Raw genomic sequence first — 13,394 nt, 5'->3', positions numbered from 1 at the left:
TGCGGCCGAGACGTCAAAAGCTCTGGCCTATCCCGGCATAAATGCCGTAGTCGCTGCCGCCGGGGTATTTGTTCAGCGGCATGGCAACATCAAGTCTAATTGGTCCAAACGGTGTCGCGTAGCGAAGCCCTACCCCAGCACCTGCCCGTATATCGGAGAAATCAGGAAAATTCGCGGCGGATACGGTGCCGAAATCGAAAAACGGCACGATGCCGATGGTGTCCGTGATCTTAATGCGGGCTTCCAGCGAGCCGGTCATGAAGGATCGGCCGCCCGTCGCATCTCCGGCGCCATTATAGGGTGATATTTCCTGGAAGGCATAGCCGCGAACGGAGCCGCCGCCGCCTTCGTAGAAGCGCCGGTTGGCCGGGATGTCGGCCAGCGACCCGCTGCCGAACAGGCTGCCGATCGAAACCTTGCCGGCCAATACGATCCTGTCTTCTTCCGTCAGCGATCGATAGGCAGACAGCGAGCCCTGCAGGTCGATGAACGGCGTGCTGCCGAGGATCTCGTAGCTTGGCGTGGCGGATATGGAGGCACGATAGCCACCGGTCGCATCGAGCTTGTTGTCACGGGTGTCGCGAACATATTCGAAGGGCGTCGACAGCGTCAGATAGTCGTTGTCGCCGAAGGCGTCCGTTACATTGGCCCATTCCAGCGAAACGCCGCCGCTGATCGTGTCGTAGTCGCTCATCTCGTAAGAGAGGCCGGTCTGGGCGGTCACGAGGTTGATGTCGTAGGAGGTGTTATCCTGCGTAGACGCCTTGACCGAGGCAGTGAGCGTTGCGGCCGGGAAGAAGGCGCCGGGCTTGGTGAAGCTGACACCGGCGCTGTAGTCGAGATTGCCGACATCCGTCGTTTCGCCCAGGCCGCCGATTGCGCCATCAAACCGTAACTGCTCGGCCTGACCGAACAGATTGCGATGGCCCCAATAGCCCTGAACGCCGAAGCCGTCGATGCTGGACACGGTGGCGCCGACGCCGAAATAGCGCTGCTTGCCCTCGGAGACCTCGATGGTCACCGGCAGGGAGCCGTCGGGGGCCAGGGTATCGGCTTCCTTGACCGTGACACTGGAGAAGACACCGAGTTCGCGCAGGCGGTCGCCGGCCTTTTTGAGCTGCTCGGGCGTATAGCTGTCGCCGGGTTTGACACGCGAATAGCGCCGGACGAAGCCCGCATCGACATCCTTGGTGCCTGTGACGCCGACCGGACCGATATCCGCCTGCGGGCCCGCCTCGACACCGATCGTCACGTCGACCTTATTGCCGAAATGATCCGCGACGACATCGCGTGCGGTGAGTTTTGCCAGCGGATGGCCGAGCGTCTTCAGATCGGCAACCATCTTTTCGGCCGCCTTCAGAATGACATTCGAACCGGCCTCGCCGCCGGGCACGAGGTCGTAATTGGCCGGGTCGAGCTGTTCCGCGTCGCCGGTAAAGCGCACCTGGCCAAGGGTGAAGACCGGGCCGGGCTCCACCCGGATTGTCACCGGCACCGGGCCCTGATGCGGAAAATTCGGATTGGGCGGCAGCTTCCCGATCGGAATGCCATTGATTGAAAGGTCAACGACGCCGCCATAATGGGCCGTTTCGTAAAGCGCTGCGATCAGACGGTCGCGGTCTTCGCGCGCCCGGATGACCAGGCCAAGATCCCCGGAAACGGGTTCGTCCTTCTTCTGCACGAGAAGGGAACTGCCCTGCAGGTTTTCCTCGAGGTCCTTGTCGGCGCCTTCCACTGTCAGCGTCACGCTGTACGCGACGGGATCGATGACTTCGGCGCTATCGTCCTTCTTTTCGAAAAACTTCAGTCCGAAGATCTCGAATGCCGATGCATCTCCGGCATGCCCGACGCCCACGCACAGACCGGCAGCAACCGCGATAGCGGTGCCCGCCTTCCGAGACGCGGAACGTTTGATCGGTCGTGGCCCTGCCTTGCGCATGCGCAGTGTTTTCTCAGACAATTCTAATCGACACAAGAACCTTGCCTGAAACATCTGTCAAAATCCTTGAGGATCGGGACAGGTCCAGCGTCTTGCGATGGGAGATGTGGGGAGCGGCGACCTGCGCAGAACGCCGCTCCGGGATGACGGCTCAGTAGCCGCCCGGGCAGCTGTCGATATAGCGACGGCCGTAGCGGTCACGGTAGTAGCACTGGCCCGGCTGTTCGCTCACACGACCCAGCACGGCGCCGGTCACGCCACCGATGGCTGCGCCAACGGCTGCACCACGAACATTGCCGGTCACAACGCCGCCGATGATGGCGCCGGACGCTGCACCGATGCCTGCACCTTTTTCGGTCTGGGTGCAGCTTGCAACCGACAAGCCAACCAGGACCAGCGCGATAATCTTTTTCATTCGGATCTCCCTCTCGAAACGAAAGCTGCCCCTTAAGCTTTCCACAACTCGGCGCACACTCGCTCCAAGGCAACGTTTTCGCTGCGCTATTAGCATATCGTCCAAAATCCGAATGTCCACGGCCGCCGCGCCTCAGGCCTCTCAATTTCCGGGATGTAACATTTGCTGCATTGCGAGATGAGAATATTCTCACCCGGAAGTATCAATTGTTGATCCGGACAGAAAAAAGGAAAATGATGCGGCTGTGCTTGGGAGAGGCACGAGGAGGAGAAAAATGGCTACAGTAAAGCTGACGGTAAACGGCCGTTCAGTTGTTGGCGAATGCGACGAGCGAACTTTGCTCGTTCATTTTATCCGCGAGAAGCTGAACCTGACGGGCACGCATGTCGGATGCGACACGGGCCAGTGCGGTGCCTGCGTCGTCCATATGGACGGCGGTTCGGTCAAGAGCTGCACCCTGCTGGCCGTGCAGGCGCAAGGCGCGGAGATCACCACGATCGAAGGCCTGGCGAAGAACGGCGAACTGCATCCGGTCCAGGCCGCGTTCAAGGAATGTCACGGTTTGCAATGCGGCTTTTGCACGCCCGGCATGGTGATGACGGCGGTCGACATGATCGCGCGGCATGGCGGCGACCTCGACGAGCATGCGGTACGCCGCGAACTCGAAGGCAATATCTGTCGATGCACCGGCTATCACAATATCGTGCGCGCCGTTCTGTCGGCCAACGCGGCGATGCATTCGGTGCGCGAAGCCGCCGAATAGAAATTCTCCAATTCAGACTGTCGCCGGTGCCGGCGGCGGTTCAGTCCCGGCAGTGAGGCCGGGTTTCATCCCGATCTCTTGGAGGAGTGAAGATGGGTGTAGAGGGAATTGGCGCACGGGTCGCGCGCAAGGAAGACAAGCGTTTCCTGACCGGCAAGGGTCGGTATACCGACGACATGAGCGTGCCGGGCATGAAATATGCCTATTTCGTGCGGTCGCCCTATGCGCATGCGCGGATCGGCAAACTCGATCTGACGGCCGCAAAGGCGATGCCCGGCGTGATCGACATCCTGACAGGACAGCAATTGCTGGACGACGGGATCGGCAACCTGATCTGCGGCTGGATGATCCACTCCAAGGACGGCTCGCCGATGAACATGGGCGCCTGGCGCCCTCTTGCCCATGACGTGGTGCGTTATGTCGGGGATGCCGTGGCCATCGTGGTCGCCGACAGCGTGGCTGAAGCCCGCGATGCGGCCGAAGCCGTCGAGGTGGACTATGAGGAACTGCCGGTCGTCACCGATGCGCAGCAGGCGTTGAAGCCCGGGGCACCGCAGATCCATCCGGAGGCGGCAGGCAATCTGATCTTCGACTGGGAAATCGGTGACGAGAGTGCGGCGGATCAGGCGATTGCCGAAGCGGCGCATGTGACCGAGCTGACGCTGGTCAACAACCGCCTGTCGCCGAATGCGCTCGAACCGCGCGCCACGCTTGGCATCTACGATGCCTCGGAAGATCACTACACCTGCTACACCACGAGCCAGAACCCGCATGTCGCGCGGCTGGTGATGAGCGCCTTCTACAATGTCGCGCCGGAAAACAAGCTGCGCGTCATCGCACCCGATGTCGGCGGTGGTTTCGGATCGAAGATCTACATCTACCCCGAGGAGATCGTCTGTCTCTGGGCGTCGATGAAAACGGGCGTGCCGGTCAAATGGACCTGCGACCGGACCGAGGCCTTCATGACCGATGCCCATGGCCGCGATCATGTGTCGCGAATCAAAATGGCCTTCGATGCCGACAACAAGGTTACCGGCCTGAAGGTCGATACGATCGCGAATATCGGCGCCTATATGTCGTTGTTCTCGTCATCGGTGCCGACCTATCTCTATGCGACGCTGTTGTCAGGGCAATATGCCATTCCGGCGATCCATTGCAATGTCCGCACCGTCTATACCAACACGGTGCCGGTCGATGCTTACCGCGGCGCCGGGCGCCCGGAGGCGACCTATGTTCTGGAGCGCACCATGGAGACGGCGGCCCGCGAACTCGGGGTGTCGCCGGCCGAACTGCGACGACAGAACTTTATCCGCAGCTTCCCCTACGAGACGCCGGTGATCATGACCTATGATGCCGGCGACTACGAGGCTTCGCTGACCGCTGCGATGGACGCGGCCGACTGGAACGGCTTTGCCGCGCGCCGGGCAGAGGCTGCCGGACGGGGCAAGAAGCGCGGCATCGGCATGAGCTGCTACATCGAGGCCTGTGGTATCGCTCCGTCCCAGGCCGTCGGTGCGCTCGGTGCCGGTGTGGGGCTCTGGGAATCGGCCGAGGTGCGCGTCAACGCCGTCGGCACCGTCGAAGTGCTGACCGGCTCGCACAGCCATGGCCAGGGCCACGAGACGACATTCGCCCAGCTCGTCGCCGACCGTCTCGGCGTGTCGATCGACACGATCTCGATCGTGCATGGCGATACCGACAAGGTGCAGATGGGCATGGGCACCTACGGGTCCCGCTCCGGTGCCGTCGGCATGTCGGCGATCGTCAAGGCGCTCGACAAGGTCGAGATCAAGGCGAAGAAGATCGCCGCCCACCTGATGGAAGCAGATGAAAGCGATATCGTCATCGAAAACGGCGAGCTGAAGGTGGCGGGCACCGACAAGACACTGCCCTGGTTCCAGGTGACGCTTGCCGCCTATACGGCGCACAATCTGCCGGACGGCATGGAGCCTGGCCTGAAGGAGGGCGCCTTCTACGATCCGAGCAATTTCACCTTCCCGGCCGGCTGCTATATCTGCGAGGTCGAGGTGGATCCGGAAACGGGCCACACCGAAATCATCCAGTTCGTGGCAGCCGACGATTTCGGCAATCTGATCAACCCGCTGATCGTCGAGGGACAGGTGCATGGCGGGATCGCGCAGGGAATAGGGCAGGCGATGCTCGAAGGCGTCCGCTACGATCCCGACAGCGGGCAGCTCCTGACCGCCAGCTTCATGGACTATGCCATGCCGCGGGCGAGCGACCTGCCATCCTTCAGCGTCTCACACCAGTGCACGCCGTGTCCGGGCAATCCGCTCGGTATCAAGGGGTGCGGCGAGGCGGGTGCGATCGGTTCGCCGCCGGCGCTCATCAATGCGATCACCGATGCTATCGGCAACAATGCTCTCGACATGCCGGCCACACCGCTTGCGGTCTGGAACGCCATGCAGGCTGCAGGCTGAAGGGAAGGACGGCACCATGCATTCGCTCAATTATCACCGTGCGTCTTCCGTCGAGGAGGCTGTCAGTCTTCTCGGCGCATCCGAGGACGGGAAATATCTGGCCGGTGGGCAGACGCTGATCGTGACCATGCGCCAGCGGCTGGCCGATCCGACCGATGTCATCGACCTCCGGCATGTCGGGTCGATGAAGTCGATTTCGGTGGAAGGCAGGAGGGTGACAATCGGCGGCGGCGTTTCGCATGCCGCAGTTGCCGGGTCGGCCGAGATTCAAGGGCTCTGTCCGGCGCTCTGTTATCTGGCAAGCCGCATCGGCGATCCGCACGTACGCAAGCTCGGTACGATCGGCGGATCGGTCGCCAATGACGACCCGGCAGCCGATTACCCCGCCGCGATACTGGGGCTCGGGGCGACCATCGTCACCGATCGAAGAGCGATACCGGCGGACGACTTCTTCGTCGGCCTGTTCGAGACGGCACTGGAGCCGGACGAAATCATCATCGCCATCAGCTTCGAGGCGCCGGAAAAGGCCGGCTATGCGAAGTTTGCCAACCCGGCATCGCGGTTTGCCATGACCGGGGTATTCGTCGCCAGGAGAGCCGACGGCGTCCGCGTTGCGGCAACCGGTGCCGGCTCCGAGGGCGTGTTTCGCCATGAGGGCCTGGAGGCCGCACTGTCGGCGAACTGGTCGCCGGATGCGGTTGCAGGCGTCAGCGTTGACCCCGCCAACCTGATGGCGGACATGCACTGCAGCTCGGAATATCGCGCCAACCTGGTGAAAGTCATGACAAAGCGTGCGCTGGAGCATGCGGAAAGCTAAGCGTTTCGAGGCGGCGCCACGGCGCCGCCTCTTGTTCTCTGGCGCACTTGACCCAGATCAATTCCGCGATCGCGGCGCCAGGTTACGAAGAATTTAGAAAAATTCAGGAAGACGCGCCTATTGTCGCAGTTTAGAATGAATTTACTCTGCAGGGGTTGACCGTCTGCAAGACTGGACCGAAAAGAACGGGCAAAAGGCTGGAGTAAGGCAATGGATTTCGAAGCGTTTTTCAAGAGCGAGCTTGAGGGCCTGCATGAGGAAGGGCGCTATCGCGTTTTTGCCGATCTCGAACGCCGAAACGGGCAGTTCCCGCGCGCCACGCGCTATACGGAAAATGGCACGCAGGACGTCACGGTCTGGTGTTCCAACGACTATCTCGGCATGGGCCAGAACCAGGTCGTGGTCGAGGCGATGAAACAGGCGATCGATAGCTGTGGCGCCGGTGCCGGCGGCACCCGCAATATTTCGGGCACCAATCATCATCATGTCCTGCTTGAAAAAGAGCTTGCCGACCTGCATGGAAAGGAATCGGCGCTGATCTTCACCTCCGGCTATATCTCGAACTGGGCGACGCTCGGCACGCTCGGACAGAAGATCCCCGGTCTGATCATCTTCTCCGATGCCCTGAACCATGCCTCGATGATCGAGGGCATCCGTTATTCCAAGTGTCCCAAGGTCATCTGGCGTCACAATGATCTGCAGGATCTGGAAGCGAAGCTGAAGGCCGCCGATCCGAAGGCGCCGAAGCTGATCGCATTCGAATCGGTCTACTCGATGGACGGCGACATGGCGCCGATCAGGGAAATCTGCGATCTGGCAGACAAATACGGCGCGATGACCTATCTCGACGAAGTGCACGCGGTCGGCATGTATGGCCCGCGCGGCGGTGGGGTTGCCGAACGCGACGGCCTTATGGACCGGGTTACGATCATCGAGGGCACGCTTGGCAAGGCCATTGGCGTCATGGGCGGTTACATCACCGCATCGACGGCGCTTTGCGACTTCATCCGCTCCTTCTCCTCGGGCTTCATCTTCACCACGGCCCTGCCGCCTGCGCTTGCCGCCGGTGCCGTGGCCTCCATCCGGCACCTGAAGTCCAGCCAGATCGAGCGCTTCGCCCATCAGGAACGGGTCCGCCGCCTTCGTGCCTTGCTTGAAGCGCGCGGCATTCCGCATATGGACAATCCGAGCCACATCGTGCCGGTGATGGTCGGCGACGCCTCCAAGTGCAAGTGGATCTCGGACATCCTGCTCGACAACTTCAATGTCTATGTCCAGCCGATCAACTATCCGACGGTGCCGAAGAAGACGGAGCGTCTGCGCATCACGCCGACGCCGCTGCATTCGAACGAGGACATGGATCATCTGGTCAGCGCCCTGCACCAGTTGTGGTCGCGTTGCGCCCTGGCGCGGGCGGTTGCCTGAGCCAGACAGGCCTATTTCCAAGGATTTGCCTTGAGAGCCACTCCGTCGCCGGGGTGGCTTTTTTATCCTGAGCCGGAGGTCGAAGAGCGCCGGATCAGCGGCGGCCGATCTCGATCGTCGCCAAGCGTCTTGCCTCAAGATCGGCGGCAAAAACGTCGTCGATCGTCGATGCGTCCGGCCAGGCCGTCATGCTTTCCATCACCGCCTCGGCGATCTCCGCCATTTCAAGAAAGCGCAAGCGGCCATCGACGAAGCCGTCAAAGGCGGTTTCTTCGGCCGCATTCATGATGGCGGCCTGCTGTCCGCCCCGCTCCAGTGCCAGCCGCGCCAGCCGGAGGGCCGGAAACCGCGTCTCGTCCGGCGCCTCGAAATCGAGGCGAGCAATGCGGGCGAAATCGAGTCGTTCGACGGGAAGCGCCGGACGCGTGGGGTACGTCAGCGCATAGCCGATCGCGGTCCGCATGTCCGGGCTGCCGAGCTGGGCCATCACCGCGCCATCGGCATAACCGACCATCGAATGGATCACCGATTGCGGATGAACGACGACCTCGATCTGCTCCGGCGTCACGTCGAATAGATGCTTGGCTTCAATCACCTCCAGCGCCTTGTTGAACATCGAGGCGCTGCCGACCGAGATCTTCAGGCCCATCGACCAGTTGGGATGGGCGCGGGCCTTCTCGACGGTCACATCGGCCATCTCGTCGCGCGTATAGGCGCGGAACGGGCCGCCGGATGCCGTCAGGATGATGCGCTCGACCGCTTCGCGCTGGCGCTCTTCCAGGCATTGGAAGATCGCGCTGTGCTCGCTGTCGACGGGAATAAGCTTGCCGCCGCCGGACTTCACGGCATCGACGAACAGCTTGCCGGCTGAAACGAGGCATTCCTTGTTGGCCAGCGCGATCGTCGCGCCGCGGGCTGCCGCGGTCAGCGTCGGGGCAAGTCCTGCGGTGCCGACGATTGCGGCCATCACCCATTCGGCGTTCAGGCTTGCCGCTTCCTGAAGGCCGGATTGGCCGGCTGCGACCCGCGTCGATGTGCCGGACAGACGGTCTTTCAGCGCCCCATAGAGCTTTTCGTCGGCGGTCACCGCAAGCTGCGCGCCTGTTTCCCGTGCCTGGGCGGCCAGCAGCTCGATATTGCCATTGCCGGTCAATGCCATCACTTCGAAACGCTGGCGCCCGCCCAGATGTCTGATGACATCCAGCGTGTTGACCCCGATCGATCCGGTGGAGCCGAGAACGGTCAGGCGCGTGGGAGCTGCGGAATAGGCATTGTGCATCATGAAGCGTCCGGTCGATTGCTGCCCAAGGCTCTACAAGGGATCGGATAGGCGGACAAGGCACCAGCATCGCGATCCGGACCGAACCGCCGGACTATCGCCGCCATGACGAGCCGCTGCGGCCCTGTCCGGATGGATAGGCCCGGCGGCGATGTCCGGTCGACCTTTTCAAGGACCGGAGCCTCCCGTCTCCGATATCGCAGGTGGTCTACCGCTTGGCGGTCCGGTTATTTCTGGCAGATGGCCAACAGGGGCTGGCTGGACTTGGCGGCCCATTTGGCCTTGTCCGTTGCCATTTGCTTGTCCGTTGCCACCTTGGCATCGGCGGCGTTTGCGGTGCTGTAGGAAAGGGCCTTGTTCATGATCTCATAGGCCGCGTCATATTCCGCGGCGCAACTGTCGGCCGCCTTGTCGACGAGCGCTCCGACGTCGAGATCCTTGGGGCAGCCATTGTTCTGCTCGAGAATTTCGGACGCCATGGCCTGCAGATTCTTGGTGCGGCACTTGGACAGCGTATTCTGCGACATCATGGATTTCACCAGAGTGCTATGTTCCTGTGCGGTATCGGCCGCATCCGCGAATGCCGTTGTGCCGATCAGCAGTGCCAGTGCGGCGATGTTGATTTTCGTTTTCATGGTCGGTTTCGGTGCCTGTGTTTTGCGCGGTTCAAAAAGGGTCTGGTCCAGGGCGGGCCGTCAAAGCGCGGGAGACTTCGCTTGTGGGCCGCCGGCATAAAATCGCGGTGTATGCCGCATTGCAGGTAGTGTCTCATTCCAGGTCGGACGACCGAAACGTTGGCCGATCGCCTGCGCGTCGATACGGACGGTCGCGGGCGACGCAGAGAAGGGCATGCGGGTGTCTGACCGACTGTCGAGCATTCCCGGTTACAGTCGGTTTGAAAGGCCGGTTATCGAGCGGTGGACATTCGGTGAAGCTTTCGGGAAAGACATTCTAACGGTCTGGTGGAAATGCGTTTTTGAAAACAATGAGCGTACGTAAGTTGATATGAAAATAATGAATTTTTCAACTGCTTTCGATATCGCTTATCTTCGAAGCTGCCTTAATCTTCGGTCGGGCTGAACAGAAGATTAATGCGGACGGTCAAGGTGTCACGGCTGGCCAGTCGCGCCACACCCTCAGCACCTGATCGACGTTCGGCTGGTTGGTGCAAAGACCCAATCGTGTTGTCTGCAATAGAATGCCGGCCTGGTCAGTGTTCCTGTCTTTAACCTTCCCTGATCTGCTGCATGCTGTGGCGGTTCCTTGGCCGGGAAAAATGTCGGGTTTGTGGAGCGACAGGCGGTTGGGGGAGCCGCGGGCATGGTCATTTTGACGCATGCACAGGCGTTGCACCCTAAACGTGCGGCAATGAGAACGTGCGCGCGGCAGGTCGTGCGGTGGCCATGAATAGGCAGATGTGCCCGTTTTCGGAGAGGGGTGCCGTCTTGCACCTATGTCTCCGGTATGGACAAAGGAAGAATGGTGTCCACGAGAGGATTCGAACCTCCGACCCCAGGATTCATACCACTTCGGCTTTCACCGCCGCGCTGCCCTATGAGGCAGGCGTTCGTGGTCTGGACTGTCCCTTCACCATGGACCTTGCGGCCTTTAGGTGCTGCCCATCCAGTCTCTACACCTTCACCGGATTTCTCCGGCGCTTGGCTCGGGATTGGCATGCTGGAAGCCCAGCGAAGCGTTCCCCGACTTTGAGCAGATCGATTGCGTGGTTTCCCCTCGCAACCCCCAATTTCACTTAGGAATCCTGTGCTCTATCCTGCTGAGCTACGTGGACATCTTCTTTCCTTGCAGCGACCCTCGTACTGGAAGCAAAGGCAAAGATCAATATCGCAGCCGTTCCGTGTCTTGGAGCCCGTCCGCTTCCCTGGCCCTCAGATTTTAAGGCGCTGCTCCGCGAGCTTGACCCAGTAGGAAATGCCGTGCGGAATGGCCTCGTCGTTGAAGTCGTAGGCCGGGTTGTGCAGGCCGGCACTGTCGCCGTTGCCGATCCAGATATAGGCGCCGGGACGGGCCTGCAGCATGAAGGAAAAGTCTTCGCCGGCCATGCTGGCATCGACATCGGTTTCGACATTGGCAGGTCCGGCGATCTCTATCGCTGCATCGGCCGCGTAGACCGTCTCTTCCGGATGGTTGCTGGTAACGGGGCAGGCGCGCTCATAGTCGATGCTGACAGTGGCGCCATGGGCCGCAGCGATGCCCTCGGCGATCTCGCGGATGCGCTTTTCGGCGAGGTCGCGGACATTCTCGTCGAGCGTGCGCACCGTGCCGCCGAGAACGGCGTCTTCCGGAATGATGTTATGGGCGGTGCCCGAATGAAATTTGGTGACCGACACCACGACCGATCGCAGGGGATCCGCGTTGCGGGCGGCAATCACCTGCAGGGCGCCGACGATCTGCGAGCCGACGACGATCGGATCTATGGTGTTGTGCGGTTCCGCCCCGTGGCCGCCGCGACCGTGCAGGGTGATGGTGAATTTGTCGGGGGCTGCCATGATGCCGCCCTTGCGGATGGCGAACTGGCCCAGTGGAATGCCGGGCATGTTGTGCATGCCGTAGACTTCCTCGATGCCGAAACGCTCCATCAGGCCATCGTCGATCATGGCCACGGCGCCGCGGCCGCCTTCCTCTGCCGGCTGGAAGATGACGATCACGCTGCCTTCGAAATTGCGGGTTTCGGCCAGGTATTTCGCAGCGCCCAGCAACATGGCCGTATGCCCGTCATGGCCGCAGGCATGCATCTTGCCGCTTTGCGTCGAAGCCCAGGGCTTGCCGGTGATCTCATCGAGCGGCAAGGCGTCCATGTCGGCTCGCAGGCCGATCGCGCGGGTGCTCGCCTTGTTGCCCCGAATGACGCCGACGACCCCTGTCCGCCCGATCCCGGTCACTACCTCGTCGACGCCGAATTCGGTCAGCTTCTGCTCGACGAAGGCGGCCGTCTGTTCGACGTCATAGAGAATTTCCGGATTGGCATGGAGATGGCGCCGCCACTCCGTGACATCCGTCTGGAGTTCGGCGGCCCGGTTCAAAATCGGCATACTCACAACCCTGTTTGTGGAATGCGTCTGCGGCGGGAAGCCGCGAAATTGACGCGATGGATGACATTTGCCATGGCTTGACTATCTAAGCGATATACCTCGACAATACGAGCGCAAATCACAGAAGGCAAAGGGGGCGGAGGTGCAAAGTCGCAAGGCAGACAGGATCGCGGGTATTCATCGGCGCGTTGGACTTGGCATCTGCATCGTGGCCGGCCTGGTGGCCAGCTGTACCGGTGCCCATGCCAACCCGATGATCCTGGTCGATGCAAAATCCGGTATCGTCATGGAGCATCAGGAGGCCTTCCAGAAGTGGTATCCGGCCTCGCTGACGAAGATGATGACGGCGTATGTCGCCTTCAGCGCGCTGCGGGCCAAGCGGGTCGGCCTGACGACGGTTGCCACCGTCAGCAGCGTGGCGGCCTCGCAGGCGCCGAGCAAGATGTACTACAAGCCGGGCTCCAAGCTCACCCTAGACAGCGCTTTGAAGATCATGCTGGTCAAGTCGGCCAACGACATGGCGGTCGTGGTTGCCGAAACGGTAGGCGGCACGATGGAGAATTTCGTCGACCAGATGAATGCCCAGGCCCGCGTGCTCGGCATGAGCCAGTCGCATTTCATCAATCCGAACGGCCTGCCAGGCGCCGGGCAATACACGACCGCGCGCGATCTCGCCGTGCTCGCCATGGCGCTTCGCCGTGATTTTCCCGAATATGCCGGTTATTTCGATATCGAGGCGGTCAATACGGGCAAGCGCACCTATCCGAATTCCAACATGCTGATCGGCCGTTTCGACGGGGTGGACGGCATGAAGACCGGTTATATCTGCGCATCCGGCTTCAACCAGGTTTCGACCGCCACCCGCAACGGGCGGACCGTCGTTTCGGTGGTGCTTGGCGCCGACAGCCTCTCCGATCGCACCGATCTTTCCGCCAACCTTTTGCAAAAGGGGCTGACGGAACGGGCATCCGGCGTGCGGCTCGCATCGCTGGCGCCTTACGGTGCTGGACGCGACAGCGTCAGCGACATCAGTGCAAAGGTCTGTTCGGCCTCTGCCCGCAAGGCTCGCCTCGATGGCCGCGACGAGAATGGCCGGCTGAAACTTACCTCGCCCTATATCCACGAGATGGACCATCCGCCGCAGGCGGTGTTTGCCGGCCTGATCCCGGGACTGGCGCCGGACAATCCGGCAGCGGTCAAGGGCACCGATATCGCCGATGTGCCGATCCCCATTCCGCGGCCGACATTTTGAGTGGATCGGC

The 13,394-nt window shown here is 61.4% G+C and carries 10 protein-coding genes; 5 read left to right on the top strand and 5 right to left on the bottom strand.

The features are described 5' to 3' along the window. Positions 1-13 precede the first annotated feature (13 nt). Positions 14-1,939, bottom strand: a complete 1,926-nt coding sequence (locus tag J2Z17_RS18140; protein ID WP_209947052.1) for an autotransporter assembly complex protein TamA — start codon at positions 1,937-1,939, stop codon at positions 14-16. A gap of 151 nt (positions 1,940-2,090) precedes the next feature. Further along, on the bottom strand, positions 2,091-2,354 hold the full coding sequence (locus J2Z17_RS18135; protein ID WP_209947051.1) for a YMGG-like glycine zipper-containing protein: 264 nt from the start codon (positions 2,352-2,354) through the stop codon (positions 2,091-2,093). A gap of 274 nt (positions 2,355-2,628) precedes the next feature. Between J2Z17_RS18135 and J2Z17_RS18130 the strand changes: the two genes are divergently transcribed. The 4 genes from J2Z17_RS18130 to hemA all read left to right on the top strand — a co-directional run bounded on the left by J2Z17_RS18130 (position 2,629) and on the right by hemA (position 7,800). Next, complete coding sequence (locus tag J2Z17_RS18130; protein ID WP_209947050.1) at positions 2,629-3,117, top strand: (2Fe-2S)-binding protein; 489 nt, start codon at positions 2,629-2,631, stop codon at positions 3,115-3,117. Between the two features lie 92 nt (positions 3,118-3,209). Further along, positions 3,210-5,558, top strand: coding sequence for a xanthine dehydrogenase family protein molybdopterin-binding subunit (locus J2Z17_RS18125; RefSeq protein ID WP_209947049.1), 2,349 nt, complete (start codon positions 3,210-3,212; stop codon positions 5,556-5,558). 16 nt (positions 5,559-5,574) lie between these two features. Further along, entirely contained in the window at positions 5,575-6,375 is an 801-nt protein-coding gene (locus J2Z17_RS18120; protein WP_209947048.1) for an FAD binding domain-containing protein, read from the top strand. Between the two features lie 210 nt (positions 6,376-6,585). After that, positions 6,586-7,800: a 5-aminolevulinate synthase gene (gene hemA, locus J2Z17_RS18115; RefSeq protein ID WP_209947047.1), complete on the top strand. Its 1,215-nt coding sequence runs from the start codon at positions 6,586-6,588 to the stop codon at positions 7,798-7,800. Between the two features lie 94 nt (positions 7,801-7,894). Here the strand turns inward: hemA and dxr are convergent, their stop codons facing one another. The 3 genes from dxr to J2Z17_RS18100 all read right to left on the bottom strand — a co-directional run bounded on the left by dxr (position 7,895) and on the right by J2Z17_RS18100 (position 12,132). After that, positions 7,895-9,079 carry a 1-deoxy-D-xylulose-5-phosphate reductoisomerase gene (gene dxr, locus J2Z17_RS18110; RefSeq protein WP_209947141.1) on the bottom strand — a complete coding sequence of 395 codons (1,185 nt, stop codon included), beginning with the start codon at positions 9,077-9,079 and terminating at the stop codon, positions 7,895-7,897. A 227-nt stretch (positions 9,080-9,306) separates the two neighbouring features. After that, positions 9,307-9,714: a hypothetical protein gene (locus J2Z17_RS18105; protein ID WP_209947046.1), complete on the bottom strand. Its 408-nt coding sequence runs from the start codon at positions 9,712-9,714 to the stop codon at positions 9,307-9,309. A 1,254-nt stretch (positions 9,715-10,968) separates the two neighbouring features. Further along, positions 10,969-12,132 (bottom strand): M20 aminoacylase family protein, encoded by a 1,164-nt coding sequence (locus J2Z17_RS18100; protein ID WP_209947045.1) that lies wholly within the window; start codon positions 12,130-12,132, stop codon positions 10,969-10,971. Between the two features lie 142 nt (positions 12,133-12,274). On the opposite strand from J2Z17_RS18100, the gene J2Z17_RS18095 reads away from it, so the two are divergent. Continuing rightward, complete coding sequence (locus tag J2Z17_RS18095) at positions 12,275-13,384, top strand: D-alanyl-D-alanine carboxypeptidase family protein (protein WP_377300138.1); 1,110 nt, start codon at positions 12,275-12,277, stop codon at positions 13,382-13,384. The last annotated feature ends 10 nt before the right edge of the window (positions 13,385-13,394 follow it).

It is taken from the genome of Heterorhizobium halophytocola, from assembly GCF_017873095.1.
GTDB lineage: Bacteria > Pseudomonadota > Alphaproteobacteria > Rhizobiales > Rhizobiaceae > Allorhizobium > Allorhizobium halophytocola.
Note: the sequence above shows the minus strand (reverse complement) of the source record. Positions and strands in the feature narration are given on the sequence as shown.